Below are 19,821 nucleotides of genomic sequence, written 5' to 3'. Positions count from 1 at the left end.
AGGGAGCCCCACGTGACCGCCGTCGAGAACACGACCCGGACCGAGGCCGGAGCCACCCCGGACGCGCCCGCCCTCTCGCCGCACGCCGACGCCGCCGGGCGGCATCTCTGGATGCACTTCGCCCGGATGCACGGCCGGGACGGCGCTGCCCCGATCCCCGTCATCACCCGCGGCGACGGCGTGCACCTGTGGGACGACCGCGGCCGCCGCATCCTCGACGGCCTCGCCGGCCTGTTCGTCGTGCAGGCCGGGCACGGGCGGCGTGAGCTGGCCGAGGTCGCCGCGAAGCAGGCGTCGGAGCTGGCGTTCTTCCCGGTCTGGGGCTACACGACCCCGCCCGCGGCCGAGCTCGCCGAGCGGCTGGCCCATCTCGCCCCCGGCGACCTGAACCGGGTCTTCTTCACCTCCGGCGGCGGCGAGGCCGTCGAGAGCGCCTGGAAGGTGGCCAAGCAGTACTTCAAGCTCCGCGGCCGCCCGCTCAAGCACAAGGTGATCTCCCGGGCGACGGCGTACCACGGCACCACGCACGGGGCGATGGCCGTGACCGGGCTGCCCGCGATGAAGAAGGACTTCGAGCCGCTGGCGCCCGGCGGGTTCCGCGTACCCAACACCAACCTCTACCGCCACCCCGAGTTCGACGGCGACGCCGAGGCCCTGGGCCGCTGGGCCGCCGACCGGATCGAGGAGGCCATCGCGTTCGAGGGCGCGGACACCGTCGCCGCGGTCGTGCTCGAGCCGGTGCAGAACTCCGGCGGCTGCCTGACCGCGCCGCCGTCGTACTTCGCCCGGGTCCGCGAGATCTGCGACCGGCACGACGTGCTGCTCGTCGCCGACGAGGTGATCACCGGCTTCGGCCGCCACGGCGTCCCGTTCGCCAGCGCGAAGTTCGGGTTCACCCCGGACATCATCACCTGCGCGAAGGGCATGACCTCGGGCTACGGGCCGCTGGGCGCGATGATCGCCTCGGAGAAGGTGATCGAGCCGTTCCTCGCCCCCGGCGTCACGTTCCCCCACGGCTACACCTGGGGCGGGCACCCGGTCTCGGCCGCCGTCGCGCTCGCGAACCTCGACCTCATGGAGCGCGAGGACCTCTACGGCAACGTCCTGTCCCACGCCGACGCGTTCGGCGCGACCCTCGACCGGCTCCGTGACCTGCCGATCGTCGGCGACGTCCGCGGCGACGGCTACTTCTGGGCGATCGAGCTCGTGCGGGACCGCGACACCAGGGAGACCTTCGGTCCACAGGAGCGGGAGCGGCTGGTGCGCGGGTTCCTCCCCGGGGCGCTGTTCGAGGCGGGCCTGTACTGCCGCCCCGACGACCGCGGCGACGTCGTGATCCAGCTGGCGCCGCCGCTGATCGCGGGACAGCGCGAGTTCGACGAGATGGAGCAGATCCTGCGGGGGGTGCTCGCCGAGGCGGACAAGATCGTGTGAGTTGGCGGGCGACCGCCGCGTCGGGTTGTTGCCCAACCGGCGGGTAACTAGGTTGACCCCCGCAGGCGCCGCACCGCGGCGGGGCATGCCGACGGGGGGCTCCATGACGACCGACGACGTCACCGGCGGCGGACGCGAGGTCGTGGTGACCCAGGCCCGGTCGCACACCGAACGCGGCATCCTGCGGCGCTGGGCCGAGGAGCAGCACCCGGGCTCGGCGGTCGTCGGGATCGGGCCGAACGGCGAGGTCCCGTCCGCACTGGGGGAGGCCCTGCACGGCGACGACACGGTGATCGTCCCGGCCCGCGTGGCCTGGGTGACCCCCGAGCCCGAGGACGGTGGCCCGGTCCGCAAGCTCACCGGGCTCGCGACGTCGGCGGTGATGCGGATGGCGTGGTCGCCGCTGCACCCGTCGATGGCCCGGCACCGCCCGGATGCGGCGCGCGTCGTGGCGGGGGAGCCGGCGACCGTCGCCGACCTGGTGTCGCGGTTCGTCGCCCAGGAGAGCGGGCGGCCGGGCAGTAACGGCTTCACCCGGTTCGTCGCCCGCCAGGCCGTGCTGGCCTGCGACCGTGCGGAGCGGCGCATCCTCGGCGACCGCTACAAGGTGCCGCGCCGGATGGTCGAGCAGATCACCTCCTCGGCCCGGTTCCCGACCCTGGTCGAGCGGCTCGCGCACCAGACGGGCAGCCCCGCCACCGAGGTCGAGCAGCGCCTGGAGTCCTGTCTGCACGAGATGGCCGCCGTGCAGAGCCCGCCCGCCATCGACCTCTTCCGGGCGATGATGGGGCCGATGCACGCCAAGGCCTGGGACGTGCAGGTCGACGAGTCCGGGCTGGAACGGCTGCGCGAGCTGAACAAGGAGCACGCGCTGGTGTTCCTGCCCAGCCACCGCTCCTACGCCGACCCCCTGCTGTTCGCCGAGGTGCTGCACGACCGCAACTTCCCGCGCAACCACGTCCTGGGCGGCAACAACCTGTCGTTCTGGCCGATGGGGTCGCTCGGACGCCGCGCCGGGATCGTGTTCATCCGCCGCACCTTCGGCGGGGACACCGTCTACAAGGCCGCGATCCAGGAGTACCTGGGGCATCTGCTCGCCAAGCGCTTCAACCTGGAGTGGTACATCGAGGGCGGCCGCAGCCGCACCGGCAAGCTGCGCAAGCCCCGCATCGGGCTGCTGCGCTACCTGGTGTCCGCGCTGGAGGAACGCCCCGAGCTCGACGCGGTGCTCGTCCCGGTGTCCATCGTCTACGACCAGCTGCACGAGGTCGGCGCGATGGCCGCCGAGCAGCGCGGCGGGCAGAAGAAGGCCGAGGGACTGGGCTGGCTCTACGGCTACTTCCGCGACCAGCGCCGCCACATCGGCACCGCCCGGGTGCGCTTCGCCGAGCCGTTCGCGCTGCGCCGTGCGCTCGACGACGCCGGCCCCGGCCGGGCCCAGCTGGAGAAGGTCGCCTTCCGGGTGTGTGCGGGCATCAACCGCGTCACCCCGGCGACGGCGACCTCGCTCGCGACGTTCGCGCTGCTCTGGGCGCAGGACCGGGCGCTGACCCTGCAGCAGGTCCGGGAGGTCGTCGCGCCGCTGGCGGACTACCTGGAGGCCCGCGGCATCCCGGTGCCGATCGCCGAGCTGCGGACCCGGCACGGCCTGCGGATGACCCTCGACCGGCTCGCCGAGGCCGGGGTCGTCACCGTCTACGACGGCGGCACCGAGCCGGTCTTCGCCGTCAGCACCGGCCGCCACCACGTCGCCGCGTTCTACCGCAACGGCGCGCTGCACCACCTGCTCAACCGGGCCATGCTGGAGATCGCGCTGCTGCGCGTCGGCGACGCCGCCCCCGACGAGGACATCGTCGAGGTCGCGTGGCGCGAGCTGGCCCGGCTGCGGGACCTGCTCAAGTTCGAGTTCTTCTTCTCCACCCGCCGTGAGTTCCGCGCCGAGATCATCGGCGAGCTGGACCTGGTCGACCCGGAATGGCGGACCCGGGCGGCCGACCCGGCCGATGTGCGCGGTGTGCTCCGCCAGGCTCCGCTGCTGGTCGCGCCGGGCGTGCTGCGGTCGTTCCTCGACGCCCAGCTCGTCGTCGCCGACCGGCTGGTCGCGCTGGGCGAGGAGCCGATGGCCGAGGAGAAGGAGTTCCTGGAGGACTGCCTCGGCGTCGGCCGTCAGATGCTGCTGCAGCAGCGGCTCGACCGCGCCGACTCGGTGTCGCGCGAGCTGTACGCCACCGCCGTGCGCCAGGCCGGCAACCGCGACCTGCTCGGCGAGCCGGAGTCCGGCGCGGCCGGCGCGTCACTGGGGGAGCGGCGCGCCGCCTGGCTGACGGAGGTCACCGCGGTGATCCAGGATCTGGGACGGCTGGGCGAGTTGCAGCGCGCCCGCCTCGAGGTGGTCCTCGGCTCCGGCGGGACGACGGCGCCCGAGGCGGCCCCGGCGTCGCCGGTGGTCCCGCCCTCCGGGGCGAAACAGCGTGCGGAAGGGGATACGGGTGTCGCCAGCTGACGGGACGCCGGCCGGGGACACCCGGGACCGGCTCCGGGCCATCCGGGAGGCGGAGCCGGGACCGGGGACGGTCGCGTACTTCGACTACGACGGCACCGTCATCGACGGCTACTCCGCGGGGGCCTTCTACCGCAAACGGCTGCGCGAGTTCGACGTCGGGCCGGTCGAGATGGTGCGCACCGTGCTGTCGGGCATGCGCGGGATCCGCACCGACGACGACTTCAAGGAGTTCCTCTCCATCACGCTCGCGACCTGGAAGGGCCGCAGCGAGGACGAGCTCCACGCCCTCGGGCGGACGCTGTTCCGTGACGAGATCGCGGGCTCGCTGCACCCGGAGGTGTGGGAGCTGGTCGCCGCCCACCAGGAGCAGGGCCACCAGGTCGTGATGGCGTCCTCGGCGACGCGGTTCCAGGTGCAGCCGATGGCCGACGAGCTCGGCGCGGACCGGGTGCTGTGCACCGAGCTGGAGGTGCACGACGGCGTGCTCACCGGCCGGGTCGCGGGCACCTCGCTGTGGGGCACCGGCAAGGCCGAGGCGGTCCGCGCCGACGCCGCCGCGCACGGTGTCGACCTGGCGGGCTGCTTCGGCTACGCCAACGGCACCGAGGACGCGGAGTTCCTGTCCGCCGTCGGCCACGCGGTCGCGGTGTCACCGACCGACTCGCTGCGCGCGCTCGCCGGCGAGCGGGGATGGCCGGTGCTCGACTGCGCACCCCGCGGCGGGCTGTTCCCCAGCGTCACCGACGTCGCCCGCACGGCTGTCTTCTACGGCGGCATGGCCGGCGGGCTGGCCGCCGCGGCCGGGGCCGGGCTGCTGCACGGCTCGCGCCGCCGGTTCGTCGACATGGCCGGCTCGGTCGGCGCCGACGTCGCCTTCGGGCTCGCCGGGATCGACGTCGAGGTGACCGGCGCGGAGTACCTGCACTCCGCGCGGCCGTGCGTGTTCGTGTTCAACCACCAGTCCAAGTTCGACGTGCCGGTGCTGATGAAGCTGCTGCGCGAGAGCTTCACCGGCGTCGCGAAGAAGGAGGCCGCGCAGATCCCCGTGTGGGGGCAGCTGTTCTGGGCCGCCGACGTCGCGTTCATCGACCGCTCCAACTCCCGCGCCGCCCGCGCGGCGCTGCAGCCGGCCGTCGACAAGCTGCGCGACGAGGGGATCTCCCTCGCGATGGCGCCGGAGGGCACGCGCTCGCCGACGCCCCGGCTCGGCCCGTTCAAGAAGGGCGCGTTCCACATCGCGATGCAGGCCGGGGTGCCGATCGTGCCCGTGGTCATCCGCAACGCCGGGGAGATCATGTGGCGCGGCGCCCAGACGTTGCGCGGCGGGACCGTGCAGGTCGCCGTCCTGCCCCCGGTGGACACCTCGTCCTGGGTCCCCGAGGACGCCGGGAAGTACGCCGAGGAGGTCCGCGGCCGGTTCCTCGACACCCTCGCCGCGTGGCCGGAGCGCCGCATCGCCCAGCAGTACGACCGCAGCGACCACAGCCAGGAGGACCCGGCATGAGCGACTCCCCGGCGGGCTGGGGTTCGGCCCGCGAGATGTCGCCGTTCGAGGTCATGATGTGGCGGGCCGAGGGTGACGACCCCCGTTTCCGGTCCCCGGTCCTGGCCGTCGAGCTGCTCGACGCCAAGCCCGACTGGGACCGGCTCGTCGCCGCCGTGGACTGGGCGACGCGGATGGTCCCGCGCTTCCGCGAGCGCATCCGGGAGCCGCTGGGCGGGCTCGGTACGCCGTACTGGATCCACGACCTCGAGTTCGACCTCCACTACCACCTGCGCCGGGTGCGGATCCCCGGCGCCGGACCGGGCTTCTGGGCGGAGCTGTCCCCGATCGCCGAGCAGTTCATGATGACCCCGTTCGACCGGGAGCGTCCGCCGTGGGAGGCCATGCTCGTCGAGGGGCTGCCCGGCGGGCGTGCGGCGTTCCTGCTGAAGCTGCACCACGTGCTCACCGACGGCATGGGCGTGGTCCAGCTCCTGTCGCAGCTGCACAGCCGCAAGCGCGAGCACGACGACACCAAGCCGCAGCCCGCCGCGCCCGAGCCGACCTCGCCCGACCCGCTCGCCGAGGTCGACCGGCTGGTCCGCCGCGAGGCCGGGATCGTCCCGGCGGCCGCCCGTGCCGCCCGCGACGTCGTCGGCGCGCTCACCCACCCGCTGTCGGCGGCCCGCGACACCGCCCGCTACCTCGACTCGGCGCTGCGGGTGCTGTCCCCGCCGCCCGGCGGTGCCTCGGAGCTGCTGCGACCGCGGGGGATGTCCTGGCGGTTCGTGGCGCTCGACGTCGACTTCGCCGACCTGCGGGCGGCGGGCAAGTCGGTGGGCGGCTCGTTCAACGACGCCTTCGTCGCGTCCCTGCTGGGCGCCTTCCGGCTCTACCACGAGGCGATGGGACACCCGGTCACCGGCGACGCGACCCTGCGCACCTCGGTACCGGTGTCGGTGCGCCGCGAGGGCGACGCCGCAGGCGGCAACCGCTGGGCACCGGCCCGGCTCGCCGCGCCGATGGGCACCGCCGACCCGGCCCGGCGGATCCGGGAGGTGTCCGAACAGATGCGTGCCGCCCGTTCCGAGCCCGCGCTGGAGAGCCCCGACGTCGTCGCGCCGCTGCTGGCCCGGCTGCCCGGCCCGCTGCTGACCCTGGTCGCGGGCGGCTCGACCCAGGGCAACGACCTGCAGGCGTCGAACGTGCCGGGGCTGCGGTCCGAGGCGTTCCTGTGCGGCGCCCGGATCGACCGCGTCTACCCGTTCGCGCCGCTGCCCGGCTGCGCGGCGATGATCTCGGTGGTCACCCACGGGGACCTGTGCTGCGTCGGGGCGAACATCGACGCGGCCGCGATCACCGACCGCGAGGAGTTCGCCCGCTGCCTGGCCGGGGGGTTCGCGGAGGTCCTCGCGCTGCAGCCCGGGGCCGCCGAGCCCATGATCGTCGGATGAGCGCACACCACGTCGGCGGCTCGGGGGAGCCGCTGCTGCTGCTCCACGGGATGACCTCCTCCTGGCGGGCCTGGAAGCCGCTGCTGCCCATGCTGGAGGAGCACCACGAGGTCTGGGCGGTCACGATGCCCGGGCACCTCGACGGCCCGTCGATGCCCGAGGGCGAGTTCAGCATGGACCTGATGGTCGACGCCCTGGTCGAGGAGCTCGACGCGCTGGGTGTGCCGGAACGGCCGCACGTGGTCGGCAACTCCCTGGGCGGCTGGGCCGCGCTGGAGCTCGCCCGCCGCGGCCGGGCCCGCTCGGTCGTCGGGCTGTCCCCGGCCGGGGCCTGGTCGGTGCCCTCGGACCTGTACCGGCTGCTCGTGGTGTTCCGGCTCGGGGCACTGCTCGCCGGGTGGGCGCCGATGCGCACGCTGGCCTCGTGCGGGGCGATCCGCAGGCTGCTCCTGCTCACCGTGGCCGAGCACGCCGACCGCTACACCGCCGACGAGGTGGCCGAGCTGTTCGACGACCTCGCCGGCTGCACCATCCTGGAGCCGCTGCTGTCCGCGGCGCGGATGGACACCGCCATCACACCGTTCGAGCAGCTGCCCTGCCCGGTGCGGGTCGCCTGGGCCGGCTCGGACCGCACGATCCCCTACGGCCGCTACGGCCGCCCGCTGATGGACGCCGTCCCCGGCGCCGAGCTGGTCGTGCTCCCCGGCGTGGGCCACGTGCCGATGGTGGACAACCCGGCGCTGGTGGCCTGGACGATCCTGCAGCACACCCGCTACCAGGTCGCGTCGTGACCGGCCCCGGCAACGCCCCCGCCGACCTCTCCGCCGCCCTCGACGGCTGGGCCCCCGGACCTCTCGTCGGCACCGACACCGTCACCCCGTGGTCGGTCGCCGCGTTCTCCGGGCTGCTCGACCTCGACCCGGTCGCCGCCGACGGGGACCCGCTCCCGCCGCTGTGGCACTGGCTCGCCTTCCTCGACACCCCGCCGATGTCCGCGCTCGGCGACGACGGCCACCCCCGCGAGGGCCACTTCCTGCCGCCGGTCCTGGACCGGCGACGCATGTTCGCCGGCGGACGCCTGACCTGGCACGCCCCGTGGCGGGTCGGCGAACCGGTGACCCGCCGCCAGGAGCTCGGCCCGGTCCGGGTCAAGCAGGGCCGCAGCGGCGAGATGGCGTTCGTGACGACGCGGGCGGAGTTCCGCCGCGGCGACACGCTGCTCTGCGTCGAGGAGCAGGACATCGTCTACCGCTCGCAGCCGGCCGGCACCGTCCGGGGCACGGTCGCGCCGGACCCGGCGCCGCGCCCGGAGCACGAGTGGGCCTTCACCGTGCCGACCGGCCCGGAGCTGCTGTTCCGGATGTCGGCGCTGACCTACAACACCCACCGCATCCACTACGACCTGCCCTACGTCACCGGCGTCGAGGGCTACCCCGGCCTGGTCGTGCACGGCCCGCTGTTCGCCCTGCTCGGCCTGGAGATCGCGCGCCGCCACCGCCCGACGGCGTTCGTGCGCGGCTTCGAGTACCGCCTCACCGCACCGGCTTTCGCCGGCGCCGACGTCTGGGTCGGCGGGACCCCGGACGGGGACCGCATCGACGTCGCGGCCGGGTCCGACGGGGCACCGGAGTCGGTGCGGGGGAGCATCGAGCTCGCGACCTGAGCCTGCCCGGGTCCTGCCCCGGTGCACCACGGCGCCGCCGTCAGCTCTCCCCGGCCCCGGTCGCTGCCCCGCCCCCGGTCATCGCGGCGATCGCCTCGGTGACGGCCTGCTCCACCCGCTCACCGTCGACGCCCGACCGGGTCAGGACACCGTCGCCGTCCTCCTGCTCCAGCAGGGCCAGCAGGACGTGCTCGGTCCCGACGTAGTTGTGCCCCATCCGCAGTGCGTGCCGGAAGGTCAGCTCCAGGGCCTTCTTCGCGGCCGGGTCGAACGGGATCAGGGCGGGCACCGTCGTCGCCCGTTCCGGGAGCGCGGCGACGGCGGTCTCGCGCAGCGCCGTGGTGTCGGTCCCCAGCCCGGTCAGCAGCGCGACGGCCAGCCCCTGCGGCTCGGCGAGCAGCCCGAGGACCAGGTGCGCCGGGGTGATCCGGTCGCTCTCGGCCGTACGGGCCTCGTTCTGCGCGGAGACCACGACGTTGCGGGCCCGCGGGGTGAACCGCTCGAAGCCCTGCGCCATGTTCTCCGGGGCGTCCGGACGGGTGACGAACCGCTTCTGCGCGGCCTGCTTGGAGACCCCCATGCTGCGGCCGATGTCGGTCCACGACGCCCCGGCCCGGCGGGCCCGGTCCACGAAGTGGCCGATCAGGTGGTCGGCGACCTCGCCGAGGTGGTCCCCGGCGAGCACGGCGTCGGAGAGCTGCTCCAGCGGGTCCTGGTGGACCGAGGTGATGGCGTGGATGAGGTCGTCGAGGCGGACGGTGCCCCCCAGGGGCGTCGGTGAGGTCATGCGTCAACCGTAAGTTGACGGTAATGGTTCGTCAACCTCGGGTTGACGATCACTCGTGTTCGGGCAGCAGGGGCACCTGCAGTCCCTCGTCGTGGCCGAGGCGGCTGGCGCGGCCGACCGAGGCCGAGCCGAACCGGCTCCGGACGGCGTCGAGCGCGGTGTCCAGGGCCGGGCCGGCGTGGGCGTCGAGGGGGAGCTCCAGCTGCAGGGCGTCGTCGCGGTCCAGGTTGGTCAGCGACAGGCCGAGCAGGGTGATGCCGCGGGCGTGGATCTCGGGAAGGGCGTCGCTCAGCAGCCGGCGGGCGGCGGAGAGGATCGTCGGCGTGTGCGCGGTCGCGACCGGCAGCGTGTGCGACCGCGTGATCCGGGCGTAGTCGCCGAACCGCACCCGCAGCACGACGGTGCGGCAGACCCGGCCGCCCGTCGCGGCCCCACCCGCGTCGCGCGGTACGGACGGGCCGTCGATGTCGACGGTCTCGTCCGGCTCGTCGCGGTCGGACCCGCGGGGGGCGCGCAGGCGCCGGGCCAGCCGGTCGACGGTCGAGGCCAGGATGCCGTCGAGCTCGGTGTCGGTGCGCGGGTGGCGACCCAGGGCCCGCTGCGACCCGATCGAGCGGCGTGTCCGGTGCGTGTCCACCGGGCGGGGGTCCCGCAGGTGCGCGAGCGCGTGCAGGTGCCGTCCCGCGGCCGGCCCCAGGTAGGACACGAGCGCGGCCTCGCCGAGCGCGGCGACGTCGGCGACGGTCCGCACGCCCACCTCGTGCAGTCGCCCCGCCGTCACCGCCCCGACGCCCCACAGGCTGCGCACCGGCAGCGGGTGCAGGAACTCCCGCTCCCGCGCCGGGTCGACGACGAGCAGCCCGTCCGGTTTCGACGCCCCACTGGCCACCTTGGCGAGGAACTTGGTGCGGGCCACGCCGACGCTGATCGGCAGCCCCGCCTCCCGGGCCACCCGCTCGCGCAGCCGGGCGGCGATCTCCCGGGGCGTGCCCGCGATCCTCGCCAGCCCGCCGACCTCCAGGAACGCCTCGTCGATCGACAGCCCCTCGACCTCCGGGGTCGTGTCGCGGAACAGCGCGAACACCCGGCGGCTCGCCTCGGAGTAGGCCGCCATCCGCGGCGGGACGACGATCGCCTGCGGGCACAGCGCCCGCGCCTGGCGGCCGTTCATGGCGGTCCGCACGCCGTGCGCCTTGGCCTCGTAGCTCGCGGCCAGCACGACACCGCCGCCCACGACCACCGGCCGCCCCCGCAGGCGCGGGTCGTCGCGCTGCTCGACCGACGCGTAGAACGAGTCCAGGTCGGCATGCAGGATGGTGGCCAGGCCGCGCACGAACACATGTTCGCATGCGGCGGGGTCCGCGGCGAGCGGCTGCGCCCGACGGCTCAGGCGCCCCCGGTCCGGCTGCGCCAGCGTTCCCGGGCCCGGCGTGCGGCCTTGGCCACCGCGGCGTCCGGGTGGTGCTCGCCGAGCGCGGCCAGCACCTCGCCGAGCCGCGGGTGGTCCAGCTGCCACACGGCGTCGAACACCTCGAGGGTCTCGGGCGGGAACTCGGCGGCGAACGCGTCCGGCCAGTCCTCGGCGTCGACGGTGTCCAGCGCGACGGCCAGCACGTCGATCGAGGCGGTGAGGAGCAGCTCCGGCTCGACGGCGTCGGCGTCGAGCTCGCCGCGCGCGACCAGCCGGCGCGCCACCATGCCGCGGTGCGGGCCGTCGAGGTGGTCGTGCAGCAGGGTGTCGACGGCCTCGGCGCCGAAGCGGTCCGCAGCCACGCCGGTCGCGGTGAGGGCGACGAGCAGGGGCTGGCCCGGCGCGAGCGCCGCCGCCACGAACTCGGCCACCGCCCGCGCCGGATCGGGCTGCGCGGCGTGCCAGACATCGATGTCGCGGCGCCATTCGTCGGGCGGGACCTCCCCGGCCAGCTCGACGATCTCCGCGGCCGAGGCGACCGCCGGGTCCGGCCGGGTCGGGTAGTGCAGGTCCTCCGCGGCGAGCAGCAGCAGCGCGCACGCGACCCCGCCCGGGGTGAGCTGCACGATGCCGCCGACCCGGACCTCCTCCGCCCCGTCGGGCTCGTGGCGCGACCCGGCCCATTCGACCAACCCGAGCCGCTCCAGCTGCTCCAGCAGCGTCGCGGTCCGGAGCGAGGCGACGTCGGCGTCCCCGTCGGCGTCCTCGGTCCAGTCGAGCAGCACGTCCAGGGCGTGGCGCAGGTCGTCGTGGTCGACGCCGTCGTCGACGTGGCGCAGCAGGAACAGCAGGGCCGGGGTCGCGTCCTCCGAGGGCGGACCCTCCTCGGCGCGCAACAGCGCCTCGATCGCCTCGTCGTCGATCTCACCGGTGAACACCACGTCCGCGTCGGGTGCGGTGTCGTCGACCGGGGTCGGCGCGGCCTCCCGGACGGGCAGGTCCGGGTCCGCGGTGTCCTCGGCGGCGACGTGCGGCCAGCCCGTCGACAGCGCGCCCACCTCGCGGGCGGCGAGCACCAGGTCCTCGTGGGCGGAGGTGTCGTCCAGCCCGGCGAAGCGCGGCACCGCCACCAGCCGCCCCGACTCCCGCCGGACCGCGCCGGCGCGCACACTCGTCTCCAGCACCCAGGTCAGGGTCCGCAGCCGGGTCGAACGGTCGAGGCGGACGACACGGTCCGGCTCGTCGCCGGTGCCGAGCAGACCGACCAGCTCGCGGGCGTCGGCGAGGCGCAGGTTGCCCGTCGCGGTCAGGGACCGGCCGCGCGGGCCGCACCAGCCGGCCAGCGCCCGCGCGTCGTGCAGGATCCGGGCCTGCGCCGCGGACGCCGCCCGGTCGGCGGGCGAGGGGATCCGCACCGGGTCCGGGTCGTCGCCCAGCTCGGTGAGCAGCGGCGACCCGGCCCCGGCCTCCAGCTCGTCGTACTCCTCGACGTACTCGCCGCACAGCCGCCGCACCTGCGACGGCCGCGGCGAGCCCGGGGCGAGCAGCCCGCGCTCGTCGAGGTACTCCACGAACGCGGCGACGCTGGCGGGCACCAGCCGCACCGGCAGCCGGTGCTCCAGCACGATGTGCGGGCACCAGCCGTCGAGGAAGGTCTCGACGTGCTCCAGCGGCCAGTCGGCGAGGTCGCCGTCGCCGGCGAGCCACTTGTACTGCAGCAGCAGCTCCGCCGACATCGGTTCGGCGACCACCTCGTTCTCGGTCAGCCACGCCGCGAACCCGTCGAGCAGTTCCTGGGCGGCCGCGTGGAACTCGTCGTCGGAGTCCGGGCCGAACCGCATGCGCATGGGCCGAGTGTGCACGCCCGGCACCGGCCACCACACCCGCGGGCGCCGATCGGCGTGTCCGGAGCAGGTCGTGCCGCGGGCGGGCAGGATGGGCCCGGACATGACCACACTGTTCGCCCTGCTGATCGCCGGGACCGCGATGGTCGGCAACACCGTCGCCGCCCTCTGGGAGGCCCGCGGCAGCAGGCTGGCGAAGTACGGGCGCCCGGTGTGGCTGCAGCCGTGGTTCCTGGCCGGGTTGCTCGCCGACGTCGTGGCCTGGGTGCTCACCGTCGTCGCGCTGCGGTACCTGCCGGTCTTCGCGGTGCAGTCGATCCTGGCGGGCGCGATCGCGCTGACCACGCTGGCCGACCACGGCTGGAACCCGTGGAACCTCATCCGGCGCGACCGGTGGGCGGTCGCCGCGGTGCTGACCGGGCTGGTCGTGGTCGCCGCGAGCGCCGAGCCGGACCGCCCGGACGCGCTGCCCCCGGTGGCCACCCCGGTCCTGCTGGTGTCGTTCGTGCTGATCCTGGCCGCCGCGCCGTTCGTGTGGCGGGCCGGACGGCCGATGCTGCTGGCGCTGCTGGCCGGGCTGGGCTTCGGCGGGACCGCGCTGGCCGTCCGCGCGATCCACCCCGGCCCGCTCCGGTGGGAGACCGCGGGCAACCTGCTGCTCGACCCGCTGGTGTACGGCGTCGTCGCGATGGGGGTGCTCGGGGTGCTGGCCTTCGCCCGCGCCCTGCAGGACGGCGCCGTCGGCCCGGCGACGGCGGTGCTGTCGGTGACCGAGGTGGTCGTGCCCGGTCTCGTCGGGATCGCGCTGCTCGGCGACCGGATCCGGCCCGGCTGGGAGGGGGCGGCGCTGGCCGGGGTCCTCGTCGCGCTCGGCGGGGTGGTCGCGCTGACCCGCCCGGACCCGGAGTCGGTCCGCCGCCGCGTGCACTGAGCCGCGGCCCCGGGGAACACCTCCGCCCGGCTGTGGTGTTGCCCCCACATGACGAGCACCCTCACCGCCCACGACGCGTGGCGCGCCGCGCGCGAGCAGACCCTCCGCGAGCCGCACGGCTGGTTGTCCCTGACCGCGCTGCACTGGCTCGACGACGGTGACGGTGCCGTCCCCGGGCTGCCCGGGACCTGGCGCGCCGCGGGTCCCGACGAGGTCGCGGTCACCGCCGTCGCGGACGACGGGGTCGTGCTGCCCGGCGCGACCGGCCCGCTCGACGGCACCGCGCACGTCCGGCCCGTCGACGGCGCCCCCGGCGTGATGGTCACGGTGGGGGAGCGGGTGGTCGAGATCGCGCGGCGCACCGACGCGTGGGCGCTGCGCGTGCGCGACCCGCAGGCCCGCACCCGGACCGCGTTCACCGGGGTACCCGCCTGGCCCTACGACCCGGCCGCCGTCGTCGACGCCGTGTTCACGCCCTACGACGCGCCGCGGACGGTGACGGTCGACGCCGTCGTCGCCGGGCTGCAGCACTTCCCGACCGCGGTCGGCGAGGTCGCGTTCACCTGGGCCGGTGCTCCGCAGCGGCTCGTGGCGCTGGCCGGGAAGGAGGGCGGCCTGTCGCTGCACTTCCGCGACGCCACCTCCAGGGACACCACCTACGGCGGCGGCCGCATCCTGCGTACCGACGACCCGGCGCCGGACGGGACGCTGGCGGTGGACCTGAACCGGGTGGTGAACCTGCCGTGCGCGTTCACCGCCCACGCCACCTGCCCGCTGCCGCCCGCCGGGAACACCCTGGAGGTGGCCGTCGAGGCGGGGGAGAAGAGCCCGCTGCGGCCCGACCTCGCGTGAGGCCCCCGGTCCTGCCGCGGTGAGGGGGTTTGCAACCTCCCCGCAACCGGTGTCGTGGATCACGCGGGTGGTGTTCACTCACCTCCGTTGCCCCGACGACCGCGGCAGGACGGCGAGCGCCGCCCCGGTCGTGGCGAACCGCTCGCAGGAGGTGCCCGTGACCACCACGCAGGAGAAGACGGCGGCACGCACGACCGCGGAGGGTTGGCTCACCGCCTTCGCCGACGCCCTGTCCGCCCGTGACATCGACCGCGCCGTCGCGCTGTTCGCCGACGAGAGCTACTGGCGCGACCTGGTCGCGTTCACCTGGAACCTGAAGACCGTCGAGCACCACGACGGCGTCCGCGACCTGCTCGAGAACACCCTCGACGGGACCGACCCGTCGCACTGGGAGATCTCCGCGGAGCCGACCGAGGCCGGCGGTGTCACCGACGTGTGGTTCACCTTCGAGACCGCCGTCGGGCGCGGCTCCGGGCATGCCCGCCTCGTCGACGGGAAGGCCTGGACGTTCCTCACCACCCTCGACGAGCTGAAGGGGCACGAGGAGCCCCGCGGGGAGAACCGGCCGTTCGGCACCGAACACGGCGCCAACCCGGACCGGGTCACCTGGAAGGAGCGCCGCGAGGCCGAGCTGGCCGAGCTGGGGCGCACCCGCGACCCCGAGGTCGTGATCGTCGGCGGCGGCCAGGGCGGTATCGCGCTGGGCGCCCGGCTGCGCCAGCTCGGCGTCGACACGATCATCGTCGAGCGCAACGAGCGGCCCGGCGACTCGTGGCGCAAGCGCTACAAGAGCCTCGCCCTGCACGACCCGGTCTGGTACGACCACCTGCCGTACCTGAAGTTCCCGGACAACTGGCCGGTGTTCGCGCCGAAGGACAAGATCGGCGACTGGCTGGAGTTCTACACGCGGATCATGGAGCTGAACTACTGGGGCTCCACCACCGCGCGCAGCGCCGAGTTCGACGAGGCGTCCGGCCGATGGAACGTCGTCGTCGACAAGGCGGGCGAGCAGATCACCCTGCGCCCGCGCCAGCTCGTGATCGCGCTCGGCGTGTCCGGCAAGCCGAACATCCCCGACTTCCCGGGCCGGGAGCAGTTCCGGGGCGAGGTGCAGCACTCGTCGCAGCACCCCGGCCCGGACGCCTACCGGGGCAAGAAGGTCGTGGTCATCGGGTCGAACAACTCCGCGTTCGACATCTGCGGTTCGCTGTGGGAGGTCGGCGCCGACGTCACCATGGTGCAGCGCTCGTCCACCCACATCATCAAGTCCGACACGCTGATGGAGTACGGCCTCGGGGACCTCTACTCCGAGCGCGCGGTCAAGGCGGGCGTCGACACCCACACCGCCGACATGATCTTCGCGTCGCTGCCGTACCGGATCATGCACACGTTCCAGAAGCCCGCCTACGACAAGGCCCGCGAGGTCGACGCGGACTACTACCGGCGGCTGGAGGAGGCCGGGTTCGAGCTGGACTTCGGCGACGACGACTCCGGCCTGTTCATGAAGTACCTGCGCCGAGGCTCGGGCTACTACATCGACGTCGGTGCCGCCGAGCTCGTCGCCGACGGCAAGGTGAAGCTGGTCCGCGGGCAGATGCAGGAGTTCACCGAGAAGGGGGTGCGGCTCGCCGACGGCACCGAGCTCGACGCCGACCTCGTCGTGTTCGCGACCGGCTACCGGTCGATGAACGGCCTCGCCGCCGACATCGTCGGCCAGGACGTCGCGGACAAGGTGGGCAAGGTGTGGGGCCTGGGCTCGGAGACGACCAAGGACCCCGGTCCCTGGGAGGGCGAGCAGCGCAACATGTGGAAGCCCACCCAGCAGCAGAACCTGTGGTTCCACGGCGGCAACCTGCACCAGAGCCGGTTCTACTCGCTGTACCTGGCGTTGCAGCTCAAGGCGCGTGAGGCGGGCATCGACACCCCCGTCTACGCGCTGCAGGAGCGCCACCACCTCTCCTGACCGCCGAGCGGGAGAGACCTGTCCGGGACGGTCACCGCCGCACTACGGTGCGGTGGTGACCGTCCCCGACATCGCGGTGCAGACCGCGCGGGCGCTGTGGGCCGAGCTCGAACCGGTCCACGACGTCGTGTACTTCGCCCCCGAGGCGCGGGCGGCCGCCGAGGCGGCCGGGTTCCGCGGGTTCTGGCGCGGCTACTTCGCGATGCGCGCCGCCCCGCTGGGGCCGGTGGGCGCGGCCCCGGTGACGGCCGCGTTCCACGGCTTCCATCCGTCGATGGTCGCCCGTGCGCTGCCCGGGGTCTGGTCGCCGGGGTCCCCCGACGGGGCGCTCGCGGCCCGGCTCGCCGGTTCCGCCGCCGCGCTGCGCCGGTCCGGGCTCGACGGCGCCGGCCCGGCCGCCGACCCGGCCGCGCTGCACCGGGCCGCGGAGCTCGCCTGGGCCGCCGCCGGGGAGATCGACGTCGACGGCCGCGTCCTCGCCGCCGCGAACGCCGCGCTGCCCCGCCCCGACGGCGACCTCGAGACCCTCTGGCAGGCGACGACGACGCTGCGCGAGCACCGCGGGGACGGTCACGTCGCGGTCCTGGTCGCGCGGGGTGTCGGCCCGGTCGCCGCGCACCACCTCAAGATCGCCGCCGGGGAGACCGACGGCGAGTGGCTGCGCACCGCCCGCGGCGTCGACCCGGACGCCTGGGCGGCCGGCGCGGAGGACCTGCGGGCCCGCGGCTGGGTCGACGCCACCGGCGCGCTCACCGCCGCCGGCGCCGACGAGCACGACGAGATCGAACGGCTCACCGACCGGGCCGCCGCCCGCCCGTGGGGCGCACTCGGCCCGGAACGGACCGCCGAGCTCGCCGCGCTGCTGGCGCCGATGGCCACGGCGGTGCTCGCCGCCGGGGACGTGCCCGTACACGGCCCGGTCGGGCTCGTCCGGGACGGCCGGTGAGGACCGCCACGACGGTCGAGGCCTCCGGCGGTGACTGGCGCGAGACCGTCGAGTTCGTCGTCGAGGCCGAGAAGCTGGGCCTCGACGACTGCTGGGTCGCCGAGGCGTGGGGGTCCGACGCGCCGTCCGCGCTGGGCTACCTCGCCGCCCGCACCGGACGCATCCGGCTCGGTTCCGGGGTGATCCAGGTCGGCACCCGCTCGCCGGTCGCGATCGCCCAGGCCGCGCTGACCCTGCACGACATGTCGCAGGGACGGTTCCTGCTCGGGCTCGGCCCGTCCGGCCCCCAGGTCATCGAGGGCCTGCACGGGGTGCCGTTCGCCCGCCCGCTCACCCGGCTGCGCGAGACGATCGAGGTGGTCCGGGCCGCCTGCGCGGGGGAGCGCATCGCCTACGACGGCGAGACCGTCGCGATCCCGCTGCCCGGCGGACAGGGCCGCCCGATGCGGCTGTCGACCACGCCGGTGCCGGACCTGCCGGTGTTCGTCGCCGCGCTGTCCCCGCGGATGCTGGAGCTCACCGGGCGGGTCGCCGACGGCTGGCTGGGCACGAGCTTCGTCCCCGAGGGTGCCGACGCCTACCTCGCCCACCTCGACACCGGTCTGCGCGCCGCCGGGCGGGACCGGTCCGCGATCGAGGTCTGCCAGGGCGCCGAGGTCGCCTTCGCCACCGACGAGGCCGACCAGGCGGCGATGGTCGACGCCCGCCGCCCCGGTATCGCGTTCAGCCTCGGCGGGATGGGCACCGCGGAGCGGAACTTCTACTTCGACGCCTACCGCCGCCAGGGCTGGGGCGAGCGGGCCGACGCCGTCCGCGCCGCCTGGCAGGGCGGGGACCGGGCCGGCGCCGCGGCCCTGGTCACCGACGAGATGGTGCTGGGGACGACGCTGGTCGGCACCGAGGAACGGGTCGCCGCGCGGTTGCGGGACTGGGCCGCCGCCGGCGTCGGCACCGTCCGGCTCTACCCGGCGGGGGAGACCCTCGACGAACGCCTCACCACGCTGGCGCGGGCCGTGGAGCTGGCCCGCGCCGCGGGGTGATCACACGTCGGCGGCGCGCTTCTCGGCGAACCGGCGCCACGCCGTCCAGACCAGGCCGGCCAGCAGCAGCAGGTACAGCACCACGGTGATCGGGCTCGACACCAGCACCGCCGGGTCGTTGTCGGAGTTGCCCATCGCGTCGCGCAGCGAGTACTCCGCCAGCGGCCCGAGGATCACCGCGATCAGCACCGGCGCGACGGGGATGTCGTAGAGCCGCATCGCCAGCCCGAGCACGCCCACCACCAGCATGATCACCAGGTCGACCTGGCTCGCCCCGGAGGCGTACACGCCGAACGCGGCGAACACCGCGATGCCCGCGTACAGGTAGGACTTCGGGACCCGCAGCAGCTGCGCCCACAGCGGCGCGAACGGCAGGTTGAGGATCAGCAGCACGATCATCGCCAGGAAGAACCCGGCGAGCAGTGCCCACACGATGTCCCCGGAGCGCTCCAGCAGCAACGGGCCCGGCTGCAGGCCGTACTGCTGGAACGCGGCGAGCAGGATCGCCGCCGTCGCGGAGGTGGGCAGGCCGAGCGCGAGCAGCGCGCCCATCGCGGTGCCCGCGGTGGCGTTGCCCGCGGCCTCCGGCGCCGCGACGCCCTCGATGGCGCCCTTCCCGAAGGTCGGCTCGGCCTTGCGCCGGTCGAGCCTGCGCTCGGTCCCGTAGGCCAGGAACGTCGGCACCTCGGCGCCACCGGCCGGGATGACACCGAACGGGACGCCGATCGCCGTGCCGCGCAGCCACGCGGGCAGCGCCTGGCGGAACTCGGCCTTCGACAGCCACCACCGGCCGGTCGGGATGACGGCGCTGGTCTCCTCGGCCCGGCCGACCTTCGCTGCCTGACTGAACACCTCGCCCAGCGCCAGCAGCGACACCGTGATCACGACGATCGAGACGCCGTCGAGCAGCGGGGAGAAGCCGAAGGAGAACCGGGGTGTGCCGGTCGGCTGGTCGATCCCGACCAGGGCCAGGGTCAGGCCGATCGCGAGCGCGGCGACGCCGCGGATCGCGGAGTCGGCGACCACGGCGGAGATCGCGACGAAGGCGAACACGGCGAGTGCGAGGAACTCGGCGGGGCCGAACCCGGTGGCGAGCCGGGCGAGGGTCGGGGCGAAGAACACGACGAGCGCCGAGGCGACCATGCCGCCGATGAACGCGCCGATCGCGCCGGTGGCCAGCGCCTGGGCGGCCTTGCCGCGCAGCGCCATCCGATGCCCCTCGAAGGTGCTGGCGATGGCGGTCGAGTTGCCGGGGGTGTTCATGAGGAACCCGGCGATGGAGTCACCGAACAGGCCACCGAAGTAGATGCCGGTGAACATGATCAGCGCACTGGTCGGTTCGAGGACGAAGGTGAGTGGGAGCAGCAGCGCCACGGCCATCGCCGAGCCCAGCCCCGGCAGGACCCCGACCGCGGTGCCCATCAGCGCACCGAGGAACACGAACAGCAGCGCGGAGGGGCTGAGGACGTCGGCGAAGCCGCCGAGCAGGTTGGTCAGTTGTTCCACGGGT

15 protein-coding genes are annotated in these 19,821 nt (G+C 74.6%); 11 read left to right on the top strand and 4 right to left on the bottom strand.

The features are described 5' to 3' along the window. Window positions 1-12 precede the first annotated feature (12 nt). From ATL51_RS07465 to ATL51_RS07440, 6 genes are all read left to right on the top strand, one after another. Window positions 13-1,434 carry an aspartate aminotransferase family protein gene (locus tag ATL51_RS07465; protein ID WP_073574250.1) on the top strand — a complete coding sequence of 474 codons (1,422 nt, stop codon included), beginning with the start codon at window positions 13-15 and terminating at the stop codon, window positions 1,432-1,434. 103 nt (window positions 1,435-1,537) lie between these two features. Next, complete coding sequence (locus ATL51_RS07460; RefSeq protein ID WP_157818263.1) at window positions 1,538-3,937, top strand: glycerol-3-phosphate 1-O-acyltransferase; 2,400 nt, start codon at window positions 1,538-1,540, stop codon at window positions 3,935-3,937. Beyond that, entirely contained in the window at window positions 3,924-5,441 is a 1,518-nt protein-coding gene (locus ATL51_RS07455) for an HAD-IB family hydrolase (protein WP_100878128.1), read from the top strand. Before ATL51_RS07460 ends, ATL51_RS07455 begins: the two co-directional genes overlap by 14 nt. Then, entirely contained in the window at window positions 5,438-6,874 is a 1,437-nt protein-coding gene (locus tag ATL51_RS07450; RefSeq protein WP_100878127.1) for a wax ester/triacylglycerol synthase domain-containing protein, read from the top strand. Before ATL51_RS07455 ends, ATL51_RS07450 begins: the two co-directional genes overlap by 4 nt. Beyond that, window positions 6,871-7,665: an alpha/beta fold hydrolase gene (locus ATL51_RS07445; protein WP_073574246.1), complete on the top strand. Its 795-nt coding sequence runs from the start codon at window positions 6,871-6,873 to the stop codon at window positions 7,663-7,665. Before ATL51_RS07450 ends, ATL51_RS07445 begins: the two co-directional genes overlap by 4 nt. After that, entirely contained in the window at window positions 7,662-8,537 is an 876-nt protein-coding gene (locus ATL51_RS07440) for an FAS1-like dehydratase domain-containing protein (RefSeq protein ID WP_100878126.1), read from the top strand. The genes ATL51_RS07445 and ATL51_RS07440 overlap by 4 nt, the downstream gene beginning before the upstream one ends. A 40-nt stretch (window positions 8,538-8,577) precedes the next feature. Here the strand turns inward: ATL51_RS07440 and ATL51_RS07435 are convergent, their stop codons facing one another. Genes ATL51_RS07435 through ATL51_RS07425 form a run of 3 tightly spaced genes read right to left on the bottom strand, consistent with a single transcriptional unit; the run spans window position 8,578 to window position 12,582 of the window. Continuing rightward, complete coding sequence (locus ATL51_RS07435; protein WP_100878125.1) at window positions 8,578-9,324, bottom strand: Clp protease N-terminal domain-containing protein; 747 nt, start codon at window positions 9,322-9,324, stop codon at window positions 8,578-8,580. 49 nt (window positions 9,325-9,373) lie between these two features. Beyond that, window positions 9,374-10,663, bottom strand: a complete 1,290-nt coding sequence (gene dinB, locus ATL51_RS07430; RefSeq protein ID WP_208622939.1) for a DNA polymerase IV — start codon at window positions 10,661-10,663, stop codon at window positions 9,374-9,376. 47 nt (window positions 10,664-10,710) lie between these two features. Then, entirely contained in the window at window positions 10,711-12,582 is a 1,872-nt protein-coding gene (locus ATL51_RS07425) for a hypothetical protein (protein ID WP_157818262.1), read from the bottom strand. 100 nt (window positions 12,583-12,682) lie between these two features. Here ATL51_RS07425 and ATL51_RS07420 point away from each other — a divergent pair, with 100 nt between their 5' ends. The 5 genes from ATL51_RS07420 to ATL51_RS07400 all read left to right on the top strand — a co-directional run bounded on the left by ATL51_RS07420 (window position 12,683) and on the right by ATL51_RS07400 (window position 18,311). Then, entirely contained in the window at window positions 12,683-13,510 is an 828-nt protein-coding gene (locus tag ATL51_RS07420; protein ID WP_139282695.1) for a hypothetical protein, read from the top strand. 48 nt (window positions 13,511-13,558) lie between these two features. Beyond that, window positions 13,559-14,362 (top strand): DUF1684 domain-containing protein, encoded by an 804-nt coding sequence (locus ATL51_RS07415; protein ID WP_100878123.1) that lies wholly within the window; start codon window positions 13,559-13,561, stop codon window positions 14,360-14,362. A 157-nt stretch (window positions 14,363-14,519) separates the two neighbouring features. After that, complete coding sequence (locus tag ATL51_RS07410; protein ID WP_100880548.1) at window positions 14,520-16,325, top strand: NAD(P)/FAD-dependent oxidoreductase; 1,806 nt, start codon at window positions 14,520-14,522, stop codon at window positions 16,323-16,325. Between the two features lie 55 nt (window positions 16,326-16,380). Beyond that, window positions 16,381-17,271: an SCO6745 family protein gene (locus tag ATL51_RS07405; RefSeq protein ID WP_301548930.1), complete on the top strand. Its 891-nt coding sequence runs from the start codon at window positions 16,381-16,383 to the stop codon at window positions 17,269-17,271. Further along, window positions 17,268-18,311 carry an LLM class flavin-dependent oxidoreductase gene (locus ATL51_RS07400; RefSeq protein WP_100878122.1) on the top strand — a complete coding sequence of 348 codons (1,044 nt, stop codon included), beginning with the start codon at window positions 17,268-17,270 and terminating at the stop codon, window positions 18,309-18,311. The genes ATL51_RS07405 and ATL51_RS07400 overlap by 4 nt, the downstream gene beginning before the upstream one ends. Here ATL51_RS07400 and ATL51_RS07395 read toward each other — a convergent pair whose 3' ends face one another. Next, a complete protein-coding gene (locus ATL51_RS07395) occupies window positions 18,312-19,817 on the bottom strand; it encodes a tripartite tricarboxylate transporter permease (RefSeq protein ID WP_100878121.1) in 1,506 nt (501 codons plus the stop codon). Window positions 19,818-19,821: the final 4 nt, after the last annotated feature.

Source organism: Pseudonocardia alni (assembly GCF_002813375.1).
Taxonomy (GTDB): domain Bacteria; phylum Actinomycetota; class Actinomycetes; order Mycobacteriales; family Pseudonocardiaceae; genus Pseudonocardia; species Pseudonocardia alni.
The sequence above is the reverse complement of the archived record's forward strand: the minus strand, read 5'-3'. Positions and strand labels throughout refer to the sequence as shown.